This is a genomic window from Arthrobacter sp. NPDC058097, from assembly GCF_042884885.1.
Classification (GTDB): Bacteria; Actinomycetota; Actinomycetes; order Actinomycetales; family Micrococcaceae; genus Arthrobacter.
Map to the genome: position 1 here is coordinate 102767 of NZ_JBHVSZ010000012.1, position 19698 is coordinate 122464.

General features: G+C 64.5%; 13 protein-coding genes. 8 read left to right on the plus strand and 5 right to left on the minus strand.

Features of this window, described 5'->3' with window-relative positions; genetic code table 11:
* Nucleotides 1–146 precede the first annotated feature (146 nt).
* On the plus strand, nt 147–1622 hold the full coding sequence (gene rpsA / locus ACFVTE_RS19615; protein ID WP_387103282.1) for a 30S ribosomal protein S1: 1476 nt from the start codon (nt 147–149) through the stop codon (nt 1620–1622).
* Nucleotides 1623–1727: 105 nt separating this feature from the next.
* Here rpsA and ACFVTE_RS19620 read toward each other — a convergent pair whose 3' ends face one another.
* Together ACFVTE_RS19620 and ACFVTE_RS19625 are read right to left on the minus strand one after the other, a co-directional pair.
* Nucleotides 1728–2294, minus strand: coding sequence for a type 1 glutamine amidotransferase domain-containing protein (locus ACFVTE_RS19620; RefSeq protein WP_387103284.1), 567 nt, complete (start codon nt 2292–2294; stop codon nt 1728–1730).
* Between the two features lie 86 nt (nt 2295–2380).
* Entirely contained in the window at nt 2381–3067 is a 687-nt protein-coding gene (locus tag ACFVTE_RS19625) for an IMPACT family protein (protein ID WP_387103287.1), read from the minus strand.
* Nucleotides 3068–3330: 263 nt separating this feature from the next.
* On the opposite strand from ACFVTE_RS19625, the gene coaE reads away from it, so the two are divergent.
* From coaE to ACFVTE_RS19640, 3 genes are all read left to right on the plus strand, one after another.
* Entirely contained in the window at nt 3331–4566 is a 1236-nt protein-coding gene (gene coaE, locus ACFVTE_RS19630; RefSeq protein ID WP_387103290.1) for a dephospho-CoA kinase, read from the plus strand.
* 60 nt (nt 4567–4626) lie between these two features.
* Complete coding sequence (uvrB, locus tag ACFVTE_RS19635) at nt 4627–6747, plus strand: excinuclease ABC subunit UvrB (RefSeq protein ID WP_387103293.1); 2121 nt, start codon at nt 4627–4629, stop codon at nt 6745–6747.
* A gap of 247 nt (nt 6748–6994) precedes the next feature.
* Entirely contained in the window at nt 6995–8020 is a 1026-nt protein-coding gene (locus ACFVTE_RS19640) for a TerC family protein (protein ID WP_387103295.1), read from the plus strand.
* Between the two features lie 102 nt (nt 8021–8122).
* Here the strand turns inward: ACFVTE_RS19640 and ACFVTE_RS19645 are convergent, their stop codons facing one another.
* Both ACFVTE_RS19645 and ACFVTE_RS19650 read right to left on the minus strand, forming a co-directional pair.
* Nucleotides 8123–9478 carry an alpha/beta fold hydrolase gene (locus ACFVTE_RS19645; RefSeq protein WP_387103298.1) on the minus strand — a complete coding sequence of 452 codons (1356 nt, stop codon included), beginning with the start codon at nt 9476–9478 and terminating at the stop codon, nt 8123–8125.
* Complete coding sequence (locus ACFVTE_RS19650; protein WP_387103301.1) at nt 9471–9971, minus strand: GNAT family N-acetyltransferase; 501 nt, start codon at nt 9969–9971, stop codon at nt 9471–9473. The genes ACFVTE_RS19645 and ACFVTE_RS19650 overlap by 8 nt, the downstream gene beginning before the upstream one ends.
* A 100-nt stretch (nt 9972–10071) precedes the next feature.
* Here ACFVTE_RS19650 and ACFVTE_RS19655 point away from each other — a divergent pair, with 100 nt between their 5' ends.
* A complete protein-coding gene (locus ACFVTE_RS19655; protein WP_387103304.1) occupies nt 10072–10884 on the plus strand; it encodes a 4'-phosphopantetheinyl transferase family protein in 813 nt (270 codons plus the stop codon).
* Between the two features lie 38 nt (nt 10885–10922).
* Here the strand turns inward: ACFVTE_RS19655 and ACFVTE_RS19660 are convergent, their stop codons facing one another.
* The gene (locus tag ACFVTE_RS19660; RefSeq protein WP_387103307.1) at nt 10923–11933 is read right to left on the minus strand and encodes a M28 family metallopeptidase; all 1011 of its coding nucleotides are present in this window, start codon (nt 11931–11933) and stop codon (nt 10923–10925) included.
* Nucleotides 11934–12423: 490 nt separating this feature from the next.
* Between ACFVTE_RS19660 and ectB the strand changes: the two genes are divergently transcribed.
* The 3 genes from ectB to ACFVTE_RS19675 all read left to right on the plus strand — a co-directional run bounded on the left by ectB (nt 12424) and on the right by ACFVTE_RS19675 (nt 19690).
* Nucleotides 12424–13695 (plus strand): diaminobutyrate--2-oxoglutarate transaminase, encoded by a 1272-nt coding sequence (gene ectB, locus ACFVTE_RS19665; RefSeq protein WP_387103421.1) that lies wholly within the window; start codon nt 12424–12426, stop codon nt 13693–13695.
* A 76-nt stretch (nt 13696–13771) separates the two neighbouring features.
* Complete coding sequence (locus ACFVTE_RS19670) at nt 13772–15271, plus strand: aspartate kinase (RefSeq protein ID WP_387103309.1); 1500 nt, start codon at nt 13772–13774, stop codon at nt 15269–15271.
* A gap of 42 nt (nt 15272–15313) precedes the next feature.
* Nucleotides 15314–19690 carry a Pls/PosA family non-ribosomal peptide synthetase gene (locus ACFVTE_RS19675; RefSeq protein ID WP_387103311.1) on the plus strand — a complete coding sequence of 1459 codons (4377 nt, stop codon included), beginning with the start codon at nt 15314–15316 and terminating at the stop codon, nt 19688–19690.
* Nucleotides 19691–19698: the final 8 nt, after the last annotated feature.

Consider the following 19698-nt stretch of genomic DNA (forward strand, 5'->3'; position numbering starts at 1 on the left):
CTACGTGCATGTTTTTTTCTTCAATCCACAAAATCAGGATGACCAGGCACTTCGTTACGGAGTGCCCACACCTGCGCCTGCGTTCCATAACGCGGGCGCGGCGGTTTGCCTGACCGACTAACTATCCACAACGGAGCCCCTACTACATGACCATCACCTCCACCGAGAAGCCCGGTACCCCCGTAGTCGCCATTAACGACATCGGTACCGCTGAGGACTTCCTCGCAGCAGTCGACGCCACCATCAAGTACTTCAACGACGGGGACCTCGTCGAAGGTACCGTCGTCAAGGTCGACCGCGACGAAGTTCTGCTCGACATCGGTTACAAGACCGAAGGTGTCATCCCCTCCCGCGAGCTTTCCATCAAGCACGACGTTGATCCCGGAGAAGTTGTCTCCGTCGGCGATCAGGTCGAAGCCCTGGTGCTCACCAAGGAAGACAAAGAAGGCCGCCTGATCCTCTCCAAGAAGCGTGCTCAGTACGAGCGTGCCTGGGGCGACATCGAGAAGGTCAAGGAAGAAGACGGTGTTGTCACCGGTACCGTCATCGAGGTTGTCAAGGGTGGTCTTATCCTCGACATCGGTCTGCGCGGCTTCCTGCCCGCATCCCTCGTCGAGATGCGCCGCGTGCGCGACCTGGCTCCGTACATCGGTCAGCAGATCGAAGCCAAGATCATCGAACTGGACAAGAACCGCAACAACGTTGTGCTGTCCCGCCGTGCATGGCTCGAGCAGACCCAGTCCGAGGTCCGCTCCACCTTCCTCAACAAGCTGGAAAAGGGCCAGGTCCGTCCCGGCGTCGTTTCCTCCATCGTCAACTTCGGTGCCTTCGTGGACCTGGGCGGCGTAGACGGCCTGGTTCACGTTTCCGAGCTGTCCTGGAAGCACATCGACCACCCGTCCGAGGTTGTCGAGGTTGGCCAGGAAGTCACCGTCGAGGTCCTCGAAGTGGATCTGGACCGCGAGCGTGTCTCCCTGTCGCTCAAGGCTACGCAGGAAGACCCGTGGCAGACCTTCGCCCGCACCCACGCCCTCGGCCAGGTTGTTCCGGGTAAGGTCACCAAGCTCGTTCCGTTCGGTGCGTTCGTCCGCGTCGAAGACGGCATCGAAGGCCTCGTGCACATCTCCGAGCTGGCTGTCCGCCACGTTGAGCTGGCCGAGCAGGTTGTCTCCGTTGGCGACGAACTGTTCGTCAAGGTCATCGACATCGACCTCGAGCGCCGCCGCATCTCCCTCTCCCTCAAGCAGGCGAACGAGGGCGTTGACGCCGACAGCACCGAGTTCGATCCGGCTCTGTACGGCATGGCCGCAGAGTACGACGAAGAGGGCAACTACAAGTACCCGGAGGGCTTCGACCCCGAGTCCAACGAGTGGCTTGAAGGCTACGAAGCTCAGCGCGCAGCCTGGGAGCAGCAGTACGCTGACGCCCAGACCCGCTGGGAAGCACACAAGAAGCAGGTTGCCCAGCACGCTGCCGACGACGCCGCTGCTGCGACGTCCGGCGACAGCGACTCCGGCGCCACCAGCTACTCCTCCGAGCCGGCTGCCACCGATTCCGGTGCAGGCACGCTTGCTTCGGACGAGGCTCTTGCCGCTCTGCGCGAGAAGCTGACCGGCAACTAATTGCCCCGGCGTTGACTGAGAGTCAATAAAAAGGTGGCCGTCCCCGAGAGGGGGCGGCCACCTTTTTACTCCCGGCAGTTTGGCGCGCCGGCTGGTATCGCGGGGTCAGGCGGTCTGCCCGGCATGCTCGCCTTCGGCGATCTCCTCCAGCACCTTGTCGTTGAACGCGGGAAGGTCATTCGGCTTCCTGCTGGTCACCAGGCCCTGGTCCACCACGACTTCCTGGTCGCTCCAGTTGGCCCCGGCGTTCCGCAGGTCCGTGGCCAACGTGTGGTACGAGGTGAGGTTCCTGCCCTTGACGACGCCCGCATCGATGAGCAGCCACGGGCCATGGCAGATGGCCGCCACCGGCTTGTGCTGTTCAAAGAAGCTGCGGGCAAACGCCTGCGCGTCCTTGTCCACCCTCAGGTGGTCGGCGTTCACCACGCCGCCCGGGATCACCAAGGCATGGAAGTCCGAGGCGTTGGCGTCCTTCAGGGTCAGGTCGACGTCGAAGGTATCGCCCTTCTCCACGCCCTCGAAACCCTGCAGCTTTCCACTCTTCGGAGCCACCAGGACAGGCTCGCCGCCGGCGTTCTTGACCGCGTCCCACGGGCTGGTCAGTTCAACCTGCTCCACGCCGTCCGTCAGCAGAAAAGCGACCCTCTTGCCGGTGATGTCGTGCTCTGACATGCGTCCTCCTTTTCCGTGTGATGCCCTACAGGACCCACACTAGGAAAGCAGAAACTCATAAGCAAGCTGATTATTGCTGCGCGAGGTCAGCGGGGGACGTCAATCCACTCCGTGCCCTCGCGCTGGAGAACCGCACTTCCGGCAGTCATGGAGGCGAGCCGGTCGGAAGCCGCCGCGAGATCCTCGGCCGCGTCCGGGAGCGCCAGCCGGAGCACCGTGGACTGGGCCTCGTAGCCGGTCTCCGCCATCGCATAGCCTGCGCTGCGCAGGTCGTTCTCGAGGCGCCCCGCCGCGGCGTGCGGTACCCGGACGACACAGATGCGTAGCCGCCGGCGCTGCACCATCGGAGCCAGCTCCAGCGCCGTCGAAACCGAATCGGAGTAGGCGCGCACCAGCCCGCCGGCTCCCAGCAGGATCCCGCCGAAATAACGCACGACGACGGCACTCATATCGCTGAGGTCAGTCACCCCGGGCGCGGTTTCCCGGCGGAGCAGCGCTTCAAGCATGGGGATACCGGCGGTGCCGGACGGTTCGCCGTCGTCGCTGGAACGCTGGACGTCCCGGTCCGGGCCCAGCACGAAGGCGGAGCAGTGGTGCCGGGCGTCATGGAATTCGCGGCGGAGTTCGGACACCAGGGCGCGGGCGTCCTCTTCAGTGGCCGCCCGGCGCAGCACGGTGATGAACCGGGAACGCTTGATCTCGAACTCGTGGCGGAAGCCGTCCCCGGCAGCCAGTGTTGTGTACCCGGATGCCCTGCTCTCTTGCTCTTGCACCGCCCAAGTCTAGGACATGGGCCCACGCCGCCGGGGCCCACGCTGCCGAGGGGCCCCAATCGAGCTTGCGAGGTTGGGGAGGCAGCGGGGAGGTTCCCTGAGCGAGCGGAGCGAGGTTAGGGAGGCGGTGGGTGGGCCCACGCTGCCAGGGTTTCCTGGCCGAGCGGAGCGAGGTTAGGGAGGCGGTGGGTGGGCCCACGCTGCCAGGGTTTCCTGGCCGAGCGGAGCGAGGTTAGGGAGGCGGTGGGGATTAGTCTTGGGGAGTGCTGAAGATTGGGTTGACGGGCGGCATCGCCTCGGGGAAATCGTTGGTGGCTGCACGCCTGGCGGAGCTGGGGGCGGTGCTCATCGACGCCGACGCGATCGCCCGGGAAGTGGTGGATCCGGGCACTCCGGGCCTGGCCGCCGTCGTGGATGCTTTCGGCCCGGAGATCCTCGACGGCGAGGGCCGGCTCGACCGGCCGCGGCTCGGGGCCATCGTCTTCCAGCATCCCGAACGGCGCGCAGAACTCAATGGCATCATCCATCCGCTGGTCCGCGAACGTGCCGCGGCGGTGATCGCGGCGGCGCCGGCGGACGCCGTGGTGGTGCAGGACATCCCGCTTCTGGTGGAAACGGGTCAGCAGAAAAACTTCCACCTCGTGCTGGTGGTGGATGCGCCCGAGGATATCCGGCTGCAGCGCATGACCGAGCACCGTGGCATGACTGAAGCGGACGCCCGTTCACGGATGGCTGCCCAGGCGTCCCGGCAGGACAGGCTGGCCGCGGCAGACGTGGTCCTCGCTAACTCCGGCACGCGCGAAGAGCTGCTGGCTGCGGTGGACCGGCTGTGGGACGAACGCGTGCTGCCGTTCGCGCGGAACATCAGCCAAGCCACGGTGGCCGTCCGCAGCGGTGCGCCTGTCCTTGCTGCCCCGGACTCCGATTGGCCGCGCCAGGCCGCCAGCCTGTCCGAGCGGCTGAAGGCCGCCGCCCCGGAGGCCGTCCTGGCCGTGGACCACATCGGGTCGACGGCCGTTCCCGGCCTGGAGGCGAAGGACGTCATCGACCTGCAGCTCGCGGTTGCGGATCTCGCGACGGCAGACCGGATTGCGCCGCTGCTGGGTGCCGCAGGTTTCCCGCTCTGGCCGGGAGTCCTGATGGACAGCCCCCACGGGGACCCGGACCCGGCTGCCTGGTCCAAGCGCCTGCACGGCAATGCCGATCCCGCGCGGCCGGTGAATCTCCATGTCCGGGTGGCCGGCTCGCCGGGCTGGCGGTTTGCCCTCTGCTTCCGCGATTGGCTGCGCGCCGACCCTGCTGCCCGGTCGGAGTACGCCGCCGAGAAGCGGCGAGTGGCCGCCCTGCACGCCGGCGACGACTCCACCGCCGGGTACGCCGAGGGCAAGGAGGCCTGGTTCAGCGGGGTGGCGGCTCCCGGCATGGAACGGTGGGCCGAAAGCAGCGGCTGGCAGCCGCCGTCGTACGCTTCCACCTCCGCCAACGCCGGCCAAAGGTGACCGGTACAGCCCAAAGCTGAATCAGCGGTTTCTGTCAGTGGCCGACGGTAGATTAGATGCATGAGTCTTGCGCAGGAGATCAACCGCGTCGTTGCGCCCTTCGAGGTCATCAGCGAGTTCAAGCCGGCAGGTGACCAGCCGGCGGCCATCGCCGAACTCACCGAACGCATCAAGAACGGTGAAAAGGACGTGGTCCTGCTCGGCGCCACGGGTACCGGTAAGAGCGCCACCACCGCCTGGCTGATCGAACAGGTCCAGCGGCCCACCCTGGTGATGGTGCAGAACAAGACCCTCGCGGCGCAGCTGGCAAACGAGTTCCGCGAACTCCTGCCGAACAATGCGGTGGAGTACTTCGTCTCCTACTACGACTACTACCAGCCCGAAGCGTACGTGGCACAGACGGACACATTCATCGAGAAGGACTCCTCCATCAACGAGGAAGTGGAGCGGCTCCGGCACTCCGCCACCAACGCGCTCCTCACGCGCCGCGACGTGATTGTGGTGGCCACTGTGTCCTGCATCTACGGCCTGGGTACGCCGGAAGAGTACATCGCCGGCATGGTGACGCTTCGCAGGGGCGCCGAGATGAACCGTGATGACCTGCTGCGCAAGTTCGTCTCCATGCAGTACGTCCGCAACGACATGGACTTCCACCGCGGCACGTTCCGCGTCCGCGGCGACACCGTGGAAATCATTCCGATGTATGAGGAACTGGCCATCCGGATCGAGTTTTTCGGGGATGAGATTGAAAACATCCATACCCTGCATCCGCTGACCGGCGAGGTGATCCGGGACGAAGAGGAGATGTACGTGTTCCCGGCCTCGCACTATGTGGCCGGACCCGAGCGGATGGCGCGCGCCATCAAGCGGATCGAGGACGAACTTGCCGACCGGCTCCAGGTTCTGGAAAGCCAGAACAAGCTCGTGGAAGCCCAGCGGCTGCGCATGCGCACCACCTACGACCTCGAGATGATGCAGCAGATGGGTTTCTGCAACGGCATCGAGAACTACTCGGCGCATATCGACGGCCGCGCCCCCGGAACCGCCCCTCATTGCCTCCTGGACTACTTCCCGGACGACTTCTTGCTGGTGGTGGACGAATCCCACGTGACCATCCCGCAGATCGGCGCTATGTACGAGGGCGATATGTCCCGCAAGCGGAACCTTGTGGACTTCGGCTTCCGTCTGCCGTCTGCCATGGATAACCGTCCGTTGAAGTGGGACGAGTTCCTGGAGCGCACAGGCCAGACCGTCTACCTGTCCGCCACGCCCGGCAAATATGAACTGGGTAAGGCAGACGGCTTCGTCCAGCAGATCATCCGGCCTACCGGGCTGATCGACCCCGAGGTGGTGGTCAAGCCCACGAAGGGCCAGATCGACGACCTGCTGGGTGAGATCAAGACCCGCACGGAGAAGAATGAACGGGTCCTGGTCACCACGCTCACCAAGCGGATGGCGGAGGACCTCACCGACTACCTGCTGGGCCACGGCGTCAAGGTCGAGTACCTGCACTCCGACGTGGACACTCTGCGGCGTGTGGAGCTGCTGCGCGAACTCCGGATGGGCACGTTTGACGTCCTGGTGGGCATCAACCTGCTCAGGGAAGGCCTGGACCTGCCGGAAGTCTCCCTGGTGAGCATCCTCGATGCGGACAAGGAAGGGTTCCTGCGATCGTCCACGTCCCTGATCCAGACCATCGGCCGTGCCGCGCGAAACGTCTCGGGCCAGGTCCACATGTACGCGGACCGGATTACCGACTCCATGGCGCATGCCATTGATGAAACAAACCGGCGCCGTGCCATCCAGGTGGCCTACAACACCGAAAACGGAATCGATCCGCAACCGCTCCGGAAGAAGATCGCCGACATCACGGACCAGCTGGCCAAAGAAGACGCCGACACCGATGCACTGCTGGGCAGCTTCGACTACGGCAAGGGCAAGCGCGGTATTACCGCGGCGGCCAAGACCGGCAAGGGCGCCAAGAAGGGCGCGGCCATGGTCCGCGCCGACGGACTGGCCGCGGCGCCTGCCGAGGACCTGGTGGGCCTGATCGAGCAGCTGACCGAGCAGATGCACGGAGCGGCCGCCGAGCTGCAGTTCGAAGTCGCTGCCCGGATCCGCGACGAGGTTGCCGAGCTGAAAAAGGAACTGCGCCAGATGCAGTCGGCCGGGCACGCGTAGCCCTGGTGCGTCGGCTGGCGCGGCAGGTACGGGGGTCATGTGGCGCGGCGGGCATCCCTTGGCGCGCGTGGCCGCGCCTCTAGGGTAAAGTTGAGGTCACGTAGGGGAGTATCCCAAGCGCTACGAACGTCAACACGCAGGGCACAGATGCCTTGCCGGGCGTAGCGGGCAGCCACATCAGCACAAAGTGCACAGGTTCGCCGGAGAGACTTACACCGGTTTTCTGTACCCTGCGAAAGGCATTTTTGTGGAACTTCCCGTCTGGTTTGAGGTCGGCTCGTTCGTCGTCCTCGGCATCATCCTCCTTATGGACCTGCTTCTGGTTCTGCGCCGTCCGCACGAACCCTCCATGAAGGAAGCCGGCCTCTGGGTGGCCTTCTATGTGGCACTGGCCCTCGTGTTCGCCGGTGCCATGTTCATGTTCACGGGACCCGAGTACGGCAGCCAGTTCGTGGCCGGTTGGGTGACTGAGTACAGCCTCAGCATCGACAACCTGTTTGTCTTCATCATCATCATGGCCCGCTTCTCGGTGCCTCGTAAGTACCAGCAGGAAGTGCTGATGGTGGGCATCATCATCGCGCTGATCCTGCGCGGCATCTTCATCATGCTCGGCGCCATCGTGATCGAGCAGTTCAGCTGGGTCTTCTACATCTTCGGGGCCTTCCTTCTGTGGACCGCCTGGAAGCAGGCGCAGGACGAGGGCGAGGACGAAGAGGACAAGGAAAATGCCCTCATCGGCAAGCTCCGCAAGGTGATCCCGATGTCCGAGAAGTTCGACGGCGGCAAACTGCGCACCACCGTAGACGGCAAGAAGGTGTTCACCCCGATGGTGATCGTCTTCATCACCATCGGCATGACGGACCTGCTGTTCGCCGTCGACTCCATCCCCGCCATCTTCGGCCTCACGCAGAGCGCCTTCATCGTCTTTACGGCGAACATCTTCGCCCTGATGGGCTTGCGGCAGCTGTACTTCCTGCTCGGCGGCCTGATGAACCGCCTCATCTACCTGAAGCACGCGCTGTCCATCATCCTGGCCTTCATCGGCGTGAAGCTGGTCCTGCACGCCATGCACGTCAACGAACTGCCGTTCATCAACGGCGGCCACCACATCGAGTGGGCTCCGGAAATCCCGACCTACGTCTCGCTCGCGGTCATCATCGGCACCATCATCATCGCCGTCATCGCCAGCCTGGTGAGCTCCGGCGCGCAGAAGGCCAAGCTGGACGCCCGCCTCGAGGAGGACGCCCGGAAGAGCCTGAGCGACGTCGACTAAGGTCTGACGTCGACTGGTTCCACTGACCCGTCTCAGCAGAAAGCAACCCCGGCCACACCTGGTGGCCGGGGTTGCTTTGTCTTTTTGGTCTGCCGGCGGATCTCAGCGGGCGGAGCGGACCATGCCGAGCAGCCGCCCGAAGATGGCCTCGCCGTCGTCGGCAATGCCGTCGTGGTGAAACTCCCCGGTCTCCCAGGTCTTCAGCTTGCGGACTGCGGCGGCGGTCTCCAGGGAGAGCCCGTGGTCCACGTAGATGTCGTCGCGGTAGACGGCAGCGGCCGCCGGAACGATGCTGGCCGCCAGCTGGTGCGGGTCATACAGCGGCTTCCAGTCAGCCTTGGCCGCCAGCAGTTCCGCGACCTCCTTCAGCGGCCTAAGGGCGGGATCCTGGTCGAAGTACCACGGGTAGACCATCTCCCCGGTGAGGAGGATCTCGGCAGCGTCCGGGCTGAACTCGGGGAACTCCTCGAGGACCCGCCAGGCAGCCCAGCCCGTGGCCGCGCCCTGTCCGTAGATGGACTCATGCATCAGCGCGTACAGCGGGTTGGCTGCGCGCGAGACCAGGCTGCGGACCTGCTCACGGAACGGATCCGAGAGCCGCTGGCCCTCGGGAGTTTCCACGAAGGCGTCCTCCAGCAGATTGTGCAGGTTGTCCACCCGAGTGTTTCCGCCGAGGAAGGATCCCACCATCTGGAATCTCTCCACCGTGAGCGGAGAGCCGTCGGGGAGGTATTCCGGGGTGCTGCGAAGGTGATCGGCGATCCGGTTCGCGGCGTCCCGGTCCTCGGGGTACCAGCCGAAGTATTCGGCGTTGCGGGCTGCCACCCGCTTGAACGTCTCGCGGTAGACCCGCTCGGGAGAGCCGGTCAGCGGGGCCAGCCCGCCGGTGATCAGCACCTCGCGCAGACCGGCGGGCGCGAACGACAGGTACGTCAGCGCACAGAAACCGCCGTAGCTCTGCCCGTAGACAGTCCACGGGTCGGAGCCGAGCGCCTGCCGGATCATCTCGGAGTCGGCAACGATGGAGTCGGCGCGGAAGTACTCAAGGTACCTCGCCTGCGCCGCAGCGTCACCGCGCAGGGGCAGGGTGTTGCGGTCAATGGGGGAGGAGAGGCCAGTGCCCCGCTGGTCCAGCATCAGGATGCGGAAATCCTTTGCGGCCGCCTTGCTCCAGCCGCCCAGCGACGCGAAGCGGTTGCCGCGGCCGCCGGGACCGCCCTGCAGGTACAGGAGCCACGGCAGCCCCGCCGCCTCGGCCTCGCTGTGCTCATCAGACACGTATTCGCGGGCGAAGACCGTGATGGTCTCTGCCGCGCCTTCTCCGTCCGAACCGGCAAAATGGTCCAGCGGCAGGGTGAAGAAGTGTTCTGCGGTGCGCATGCCGCGGAACTTGTGCCGGGCGCGGACTGTATGGACGGGGCCTTGGTGGACGCCGGTGTCCAGCGTTGCCTCAGCCATGGACACCAACCTCGCGGCGGCTGCCGAATTCGGCCAGCGCCGTTCCGGTCAGCCGGAACGTGGACCATTCCTCCATCGGGAACGCACCGAGCTTGCGGTAGAAGTTGATGGACGGTTCGTTCCAGTCCAGGACGCTCCATTCGACGCGTGCGTAGCCACGTTCGACGGCGGTGGCCGCCAGATGCTGCAACAGCGCCTTCCCGTGGCCCTCGCCGCGCCCCTCCGGGGTGACGTAGAGGTCCTCGAGGTAGATCCCGTGCACGCCCTCCCACGTTGAGTAGTTCAGGAACCACAGAGCGAAGCCCCGCACCTCGCCGTCCTCGTTCTCGGCCATGTTCGCGTACACGCGCGGGTTGCTGCCGAAGAGCACTTCGGTGAGCATCTCGGGGGTGTTGCGGACGGCGTCCGGCTCCTTTTCGTAGACAGCCAGTTCATGGATCAGCTGCAGGATTACGGGAACGTCGGCGGGTGTTGCGGGACGGATTACACTCATGGGTTCGAGCTTACTGGGTCCGCGCCTGGCGGGTCAGGCATGGCGGCACATGGGCAGCACTCCGGGCACGGTGCCACCGGAGTATAGGCTGTTGATTCCAATGACTCATCAACCGAGCAGCAACCCTCCCGGAGGCAGCATCGAAAGGCCAGCCGGGCCGGACATTGACCGGATCCTGCTGGCCGCTGTGAAGCTGTCCAGCGTGGACCTTGGGCAGGCCGGCACGTTGGACGACGGCGAGCGTCTGCGGGCGGCGTCGTTCCGTCCCGAGCTGCAGCGGGACAGGTTCCTCGCCGGCCGCATAGCGTTGCGGCGTCACGCCGCCACAGCCGCAGGAGTCGGTGCCGGCGCCCTGCAGGCCGATTATGTCTGCCGGGAATGCACCCGGGACGACCACGTGCACGGAAAGCCCCGGTATCAGGCCGGTCCGTCCGGGCCCACCGTACTGGCGAGCCTAAGCCGGGCAGGTGACTGGTGCCTGCTGGCCGCAACAACCGATGAACAGGTGCTTGGCGTCGGCGTGGACCTGGAGGGCAGCACAGCCGCAGGCTTCGACGGGTTCGGGGCGGTTGCCCTTTCCGAGCGCGAGCGGGAACACCTTCAGAGGGCGGAGCCCGCACTCCGGCCGCGAGTCCAGACACTCCTGTGGACGCGCAAGGAAGCAGTCCTCAAAGCGCTGGGCAGGGGTCTGGCCGTCGTCGACCCGAGTCTTGTGGACGTTGCCGGGCCAGTTCCACTGCTGCCAGGGTTTCTACAGGCGCCGGCCGGGCCTTTGGTGGCGGCGGTGCCTCTGGTGGGGGGCCAGGAAGGCGACCGTCATCGCTGGCTGGTCGACGCCGTAGAGCCGGATTCGGTGGGGCTGCCGGATTCCTTCACTGCGGCAGTGGCGGTTCTTCTGAAGCCTCATTCGTAGCCCGCAGCCCCGGTCCTGCACTTAGTCGGGGGTCCCTGTCAGTCAGGCCGGGCCATTATCGCGTAGGCGGCCGTGGCGTAACCCAGGGCACCCGCCATTTCGTTGAGCAGCTTCGGGTCGATGTTCGAGATGGTGTCGCAGCTCTTGTGATAGCAGGGGTCCAGATCGTCGTCCTCGACCCCGCCGAATTCCTCGACCTGGTCTGCCGTCTTCCGGTCCACATCCCCGCTGAACAATCCGCCGGTCGGGATGCCTGCCCGCAGGAAGGGCTGGTAGTCCGAGCCACCGTCAAACACCGTGGCCTCAGCTGCCAATCCATTCTGCGCGAAATAGTCCATGAAAGTGCGCTCGATCCCGTCCGATCCGGTGGGACCGGCATCCCCGAAGGTGGACCCGTCTCCGTCGTGGACGAACCGTCCGCCGTTGGGCGACGCCACCATGTCCAGGTTGACGTTCAACATCGTTTGGGAGATTTCGCTGTCGCTGAGGGAGTCCACGTAGTGCTTGGAACCGAGCAAATCAACCTCTTCGGCTCCCCAGAAGGCAAAGCGCACCCTGTTCTTTGGCTGGATCTTCGTTTCGGCCATCCAGCGGGCCGTTTCGATCATGGCGGCTACGCCGCTGCCGTTGTCGTTGATCCCGGGTCCGCGGCGAACAGAGTCCAGGTGCCCGCCCACGACGATCGTATGCGCCGGATCGCCCCCGGTGTCCGCGAGGATGTTGAAGGTCTCAACATCCGCATCGTCGTCCCGGTACGTGAAGACCTGGCGGACCGGCTTGTAGCCGGCGGCGCGCAGCTGCTCTTCAACGTACCGGGCGGAGGCTTCGTAGCCCGAGGTGCCCGCGGCACGGTTTCCGCCCGCATCGTCCGCAACCTTCTGCAGCGCCTCAAGGTGCTTCATCAGGTTCCTGCTGGCGAAGGCTGCATGTACCTGGCTGGCCTTTGCCTTCGGCGCGGGGGTGACGGCTTCCGGCGCGGGGGTCACGGTCTCCGGCAGCGTGGGCAACGGCCGGGCAGACCGCGGAGTTTCCTCCGCCGGCAAAGTCACGGCCGGCGGCGCCTCGTTGGGGGGCCTCGCGCCGGGCGACGAACACCCCGCCAGCAAGACAGCGACCGCAGCAAATAAGACTCCTGCTGTGTTCTTTCGCGGTCTGCGCATCGAGCGGAACGCGTCCATATTTGAAAGTTACCGCCTGCTTCGGGGGAGCCGGAAGGACTTCAACAAGAGTCAGGTAGGGCACCGCACAAAATGCTGCGAGTGCGAGTAAGTAGGTACTAACAGTGTCCGGGAAGCAGGTACTCAGGGTGGTTGCGGTGGGCCACGGATTCTGCCTACTGTCGAATCAGCAGGTTTGAAGCCTCAACTGCATTCCGGAGTACTCGCGGTGGGGAAGCCAGGTATTCGCTGCTGGGGGAAATAGCGGCGGCCGCAGTGTTCCGTCCGTGCCGCTGTGCGCGGCTCTTCTTGAAACGTGATCTGGGTCTGGACGCAGATGTCCGCCACCCTTCACACACAAGCTGGCAGGAACATCCCCATGATGGATATTTTTGAATCCCTGGAATCCGAAGTCCGTTGCTATTGCCGAAATTGGGACACCGTTTTCGAGCGTGCGGCCGGCAGCATGATCTACAGCGAGGACGGACGCGAGTACGTCGATTTCTTTTCCGGTGCTGGTGCCCTGAACTACGGACACAACCACCCGGCGCTGCTTCGCCCGCTGGTGGAGTATCTGCTCTCCGGCGCGGTGGTCCACTCCCTTGACATGAAAACTGCCGCGAAACGACGGTTCCTGGAGACATTCCACGAGCTGATCCTGAAGCCGCGGGACCTCGACTATAAGGTCATGTTTCCCGGGCCAACCGGGACAAACTGCGTGGAGGCCGCGCTGAAGCTGGCCAGAAAGGTGACCGGGCGCCCGCACGTCCTCGGTTTTACCAACGCATTCCACGGGATGACCCTTGGTTCGCTGGCTGTCACGGGCAACTCCATGAAACGGCACGGCGCCGGTGTCCCCCTGACCAACGCATCCAGCATCCCGTACGACGGTTTCCTCGACGGCGATGCCCCCGACTTCCAATGGCTCCGCCTGGCCTTGGACGACCGTGGCTCCGGGCTGGAAAAGCCGGCAGCGGTCATCGTTGAAACCGTTCAGGGCGAGGGCGGCCTCAGGACCGCACGGGCTGCCTGGCTTCGGGAGCTCTCAGACATCTGCCGCCAGCACGGGATCCTGCTCATCGTGGACGATGTTCAGGCCGGATGCGGGCGGACGGGGACCTTCTTCAGTTTCGAGGAATCAGGAATAGTCCCGGACATTGTGTGCCTCTCCAAATCCATTTCAGGCTTCGGGCTGCCGCTGGCCCTCACCCTGTTCAAACGCGAACTGGATGTCTGGAAGCCGGGGGAGCACAACGGAACCTTCCGCGGGCACAACCTGGCATTCGTCACGGGCACCGCAGCGTTGGAGCACTTCTGGCAGGACAAAGGCTTTGAGGCCAAAATAGCGGCGCGATCGGAACAGTTGCACGCCGGACTGGCCCGCATCGCAGACGGGGCCGAGGGCGCCACAGTCCGGGGCCGGGGCCTGCTGGCGGGAATCCATTACAGCGATGCCAAAGTGGCCGGAAAGATCGCGGCCGAGTCATTCGCCCGAGGCCTCCTGGTGGAGACCTCGGGACCGGAAGACGAGGTGCTCAAGACCATGCCGGCCCTGACCATCAGCGCCGAGGACCTGGGCCGCGGACTGGCGATCCTCGCCGGAGCAGCCGAATCTGTCACCGGCCGCAGGACGGTACTGAAAACTGTCGCCTGACCCTCCGCCTGTGTCAGCAGATTGTGCCTGAACAGGAACACCGCCGTACGACGACGTAAGGAATCCGGGAAATCCAATGAGCATGCCATTTGAACATCCGGCCGATGACCATTCCTTCGGATCTGCACCGCCCGCCGGCCCAGTTGAAGCCACAGCCAGGACACCGCTCTGGACGGAGTGGACTCACTCCCTGTACACGGACGCGGGGCCCACAGTACCCAGAGGGTCGCTCATCGTGCAGAAGTTCGGCGGCTCATCAGTCGCCGACGCCGCCGGCATCTGCCGGGCCGCCCGCAGGATAGCCAAGACGCGCGAGGCGGGATACCAGGTGGTCGCAGTGGTGTCCGCCATGGGAGACACCACCGACCAGCTGTGTGAACTGGCAGCGGGCGTTTCGCAGAATCCGAATCCAGGGGCACTGGACTCCCTGCTCAGCATGGGGGAAGCCGTCTCCTCGTCATTGCTGGCCATGGCCCTCGTGGACTGCGGCCAGGCGGCCCGGACCTTCACCGGAAGCCAGGCCGGGCTGATAACGGACAGCGTCCACGGCAAGGCGCGGATCACCGATGTCAGGCCCGGACGGCTCCGCACCTGCCTTGACCATGACACCGTACCGATCGTGGCGGGCTTCCAAGGCAGGACCCAGAAAGGCCGGCGGGTGACGACGCTCGGACGGGGCGGATCTGACCTGACAGCGGTGGCACTCGCAGCCGCCCTCGGGGCAGGCATCTGCGAGATCTACACGGACGTGGACGGCGTCTACACGGCGGATCCCCGCATAGTTCCGATGGCGCGGAAGATCGCCGCCCTGTCGAGCGAGGAGATGCTCGAATTCGCAGCCTGCGGCAGCAAGGTCATGCACCTGCGCAGCGTTGAGTACGCCCGCCGCTTCGGCCTGCCCATCCATGTCCGGTCGTCATTCTCGGACGAGATGGGAACCCTGATCCTGCCCGGCCTTGACCGGAGCCCCTTCCAGCGGCCCGCGCCGGAGCAGGCAGTCATCACCGAGGTCTCCGGATGCGAGGCGCTGGCGGAAATCACAGTCGCCGGGCTGCCTGATGACGCCGCCAGCATGTCGGCACTCTTCCGCAGCCTTGCCCAGCCGGGCATCGGTGTCCAGTCGATCGTCGAGAAGAGGCCCGGCACCGCCCGGCGTGCCGACGTCGTGTTTTCACTGCCGGCAGCCCAGTCCGCCAGTGCCCTGTCCCTGCTCCGCTCCCGGCAGCCGGATCTTGGCTTCGAGGGGCTGCAGCACAACGGGCTGGCGGGCAAGGTCATGCTGTCCGGGCTCGGCATGAGGTCGTCTCCCGCAGTCTTCTCCACCTTTTTCAATGCGCTGTCAAAGGCCCGGGTGGACCTGGACCTGATCGAAATTTCAGAGACTGGCCTCGGGGCACTGACGCGGGCCGACCAGCTGGAGAATGCCGTTCGGGCTGTCCGGGCGGCCTTCGGCCTCAGCACGGACAGGGCGGCGGCGAAGACTTCAGCGGCCACGCGGCTCGCAGCCGCCCGCGGCCCGGCTAGCCATCAGCACCCTTCACGGAGCGCTCCGGCGAAGCTGACACGGCGGGCATAGGGCCCGGCTCAGGGGATCGATTCCAATGAAGGAACCAGCACGATGACCAAAAACGTGAAGACCCGGAGCCGCGGTGGCCTCCGGCCCGCCGAGCTGCGCGGAATCCTGACAACAGGCCGGGACGGGGCAGGACCGGTCCTGACCTCGGCCTTTCCGGACCATGTGGCTCGCTGGAGCACAGGCGAGCGGCTAAACAAGCTGTTTGAGGACCGGTGTGATGCCTATGCAGAGCAGGGCAGGGCGGACCAGCTCGCCGTTGACGCCGACGACGCGGTCCTCACGTATACGGAGCTGGACCGGCGTGCCAACCAGCTGGCACGCTACCTGCACGACTCCGGTGCGCGGCCAGGGGACCGGATAGCTCTGCTGTTCGATCAGCCGTCCTTCGCCTACGTCGCGATGCTTGGCGTGCTCAAGATCCACGCCGCCTATGTCCCGCTGGATCCGGGCTTCCCGCCGGACCGGCTCAAGTACATTGTCGAGGACGCCGATGTGACGGCTGTCCTTTCCCTGTCCCACCTGCGGGACCTGCTGCCGGAAGTGGCCGCCCTGACGGTCTGCCTGGACGACGTTCGTGAAAGCGTTGACGCCCAGGACCCGGCCCGCCTGGATGAAGCGTCCCTGCCGGGCGGGACGAAGGATGAGCTGGCCTACATCATTTACACCTCAGGATCGACCGGCAGGCCAAAAGGCGTCGCGATCGAGCACGCCAGCATCTGCAACTTCGTGCGGGTCGCCTCCGCCCTTTACGGGATCGAGCCCACCGACCGCGTGTACCAGGGGATGACCATTGCCTTCGACTTCTCCGTTGAGGAAATCTGGGTTTCCTGGCTCGCTGGAGCCACCCTGGTGCCCAAACCCGCAGGGTCCACCCTGCTGGGCGCCGATCTTGCCGCTTACCTGGTCGCCAAGCGGATCAGCGCACTGTGCTGCGTGCCCACGCTGCTGGCCACCATCGACGAGGACCTCCCCGAGCTTCGCTTCCTGCTGGTTTCCGGCGAGGCATGCCCGCGGGACCTGGTGACCCGCTGGCACATCCCAGGCCGGCGTTTCCTGAATGTGTACGGACCGACGGAAGCCACCGTCACAGCCACCTGGGCGCTCGTGGACCCGGACGCTCCTGTCTCCTTGGGCGTCCCGCTTCCCACCTACTCTGCTGTCATCCTGGATCCCGTCGAAAGCCGCTGTCTTCCGCAGGGAGAATCGGGTGAGATCGGGCTGGCCGGCGTCGGCCTGGCCCGGGGATACGTCAACCGCCCGGACCTGACAGAGAAGGCCTTCGTCCCGGATTTCCTGGACATCAGCAACAATCCATCGGGCAGGATCTACCGCACCGGTGATTTGGGCAGGATCAACAAGGACGCGGAAATCGAGTACCTGGGCCGCATCGATACCCAGGTCAAGATCCGCGGGTACCGCATCGAACTCGCGGAGATCGAGTCATTCCTCTTGCAGTTCCCAGGAATCGCACACGCAGTGGTCAACACCTTTGAACCGGAGCCGGGGTTGGTGGAACTGGCGGCGTACTTCACGCTGCGCCACGATGCCGGAACCGTCGATACGCCGGACATCTATCAAATGCTGCGCACCAGGTTGCCCGGCTACATGGTGCCCGCCTACTACGAGCAGCTCGACTCCATTCCGATGATGGCCAGCGGCAAGGCCGACCGGAAGCGGCTACCGCGGCCGTCCGAGCGGGTCAGCCTGGCCGTGTCCGGAATCTACACCGCCCCAGAGACACCAGCCGAAGTCGCACTCGCCGGGCAACTGGGCGCAGTCCTCGGCCTTGACCGGGTCTCTGCCGACGCGCACTTCTTCAGCGACCTGGGTGCCAATTCCCTCCTGATGGCGCACTTCTGCGCACGCGTCAGGAACAACACGGACCTGACAGCCCCGGCCATGCAGGACGTCTACCAGAACCCGACCGTCCGCCAGCTCGCCCGCGTGCTGACTCTCGCGGAACCTGACGGAACTGTGGAACCCGCCACGGCCGTCGCGGCCGACGGCCGAGGGCTTGACCTTGCGATAGAGCCGGCCGCGCCCCTCCCCGGCACTTTCCAGTACGTCTCCTGCGGCGTCATCCAGTTGGCCATCTACCTCGGCTACACAACGTATGCGGCGTGGCTGCTGGTCGTAGGCACCGCATGGACCACAGCCGGACGGGACCTCCTCGATACCTGGCTGCGTTGCATCGGTTTCGGGTCGGGTATATTCGCGGCACTCGCGGTGACGCCCATCATCCTAAAATGGGTTCTGATCGGACGGTGGAAGCCACGGCAAATCCAGATTTGGAGCCTGGACTACCTTCGGTTCTGGGCAGTCAAAACCCTGACACGGATAAACCCCTTCGTGCTGTTCGCCGGTTCACCGCTCTACGTTCTTTACCTCCGCCTGCTCGGGGCTAAAATCGGCAAAGGCGTGGCCATTTTCTCCCGGGCGGTGCCGGCCTGTCCCGATCTGCTCACCATCGGCGAGAACACGGTGATCCACAAAAACTCCTCCTTCCTGTGCTACCGCGCCCGGCCCGGCTACATTGAAACGGGCCCCGTGACATTAGGCCGCAATGTACTGGTCTCCGAAAGCACTGTTCTGGACATCGGAACCTCAATGGGGAACGACTCCCAACTCGGCCACGCCTCCTCATTGCAGACATCGCAGTCCGTCCCAGAGGGCCAGGTCTGGCACGGGTCTCCCGCAGTACGCAGCAGCGCAAACTACGGACGAGTCCCCGCCGCTCGCTGCACCACGCGCCGCAGAGTGACCTACAGCGTTTTCCAGCTGGTCAGTCGCTTTGTCGTGTTTGTTCCCGCCGTCATCCTGGCGTTTGCCGGAGTACTGCCTTCGTACCTGCACTTTACCGATATGCGACTGGACGACCCTAATCTGATTCTTCAGGTGCTTGCGGCCACACTCGTTCTCTTCGTAGGAACGCTGATCGTAGGGCTTCTCTTCGTCATAAGTGTTCCGAGGCTGCTTAATCTCTTCATCAAGCCGGACAAGGTCTATCCGCTGTACGGCGTTCACTTCTCGATCCAGAGGATGATCTCCAGGATTTCCAACGCCAATAGATATCTGATCCTCTTCGGCGACAGCTCGTACATCGTCCACTATCTGCTCGCATTGGGCTACAACCTGGGCAAGGTGGAGCAAACGGGCTCGAACTTCGGCCCCGGCGTCGCCCACGAATCACCGTTCCTCAGTACTGTGGGAACCGGAACGATGGTCTCGGACGGCCTCAACATGATGAACGCCGACTTCTCAAGCACCTCATTCCGCCTTTCGCGGGTACGTGTTGCCGGGCGGAATTTCCTGGGAAATGACATCAGCATCCCGGTAGGAGCGCGCGTTGGCGAGAACTGCCTTCTGGCAACGAAGGTGATGATTCCAATTGACGGTCCGGTCCGGACGGACGTGGGGTTGCTGGGCTCTCCGGCATTCGAGATCCCGCGGTCTGTTCAGCGCGACGCCCGGTTCGATAATCTCAAGACCGAAGAAGCCAAGAGCAGGCTTCTTCCAGCGAAGAACCGGCACAACATCCTGACCATGCTCCTGTATTTGGCCGAGAACTGGTTCATGCTGTTTGTGGGCACGATCGACGGTGGCATAGCAGTTGCCGGCCAGACCGTCCTCGGAGCACTGGCGATATCCGCGGCATTTGTTGGCTTCATGTTGTTCCGCATCCTGTTTGCCGGACTGGTGGAGGGCTTTGTCTTGGGTTTCCACCGCTTGAGGCCACAGTATTGCTCTATCTACGATCCCTATTTCTGGCACCACGAACGGGTGTGGAAGCTGATGGCGGCTGCAACGTTCAATGGGACACCGTTCAAACCCCTGATCTGGCGGCTCTTCGGAGTGAGGGTCGGCAAACGGCTCTACGACGCCGGTGTTAATATGCCCGAAAAGACACTGGTGACCATCGGCGATGACTGTGCCTTCAATGAAGGGTCGATCATTCAGGGCCACTCGCTCGAGGACGGGACCTTCAAGTCCGGCTATATTGTTTTGGGCGACCGATGTTCGCTTGCAGTGCGGGCATTTGTCCACTACGGAGTGACGATGCGCAACGGATCAACCGTTGGGGCCGACGCCTTCCTGATGAAAGGCGCTGAAGTGCCGGAGAACTCCGTGTTTGTGGGCAACCCGGCCCGGGACGTGACCCCACCGCGAGGCATCAAGGCGCCTTCGCCGAAAGTCTCCTCCAGCCCGCGCCACAGTGCACTTGCCGACAACCAGGCACCGGACAGAGCGGCTCAGGACAGGGTGCCGCTTGGGGGGCGGCGTGACCCTGTGGCCTCCGTGCATCCCCGCCACCGGGCAACGGCGGACAGGTGGAACGAAGGCGGGGTGTCCACTGGGGAAGACACGCACCGGAGGTCCCACGCCCGGTCCCACCGGCACCGGAGGACGGTGTCACGGTGACGGAACTG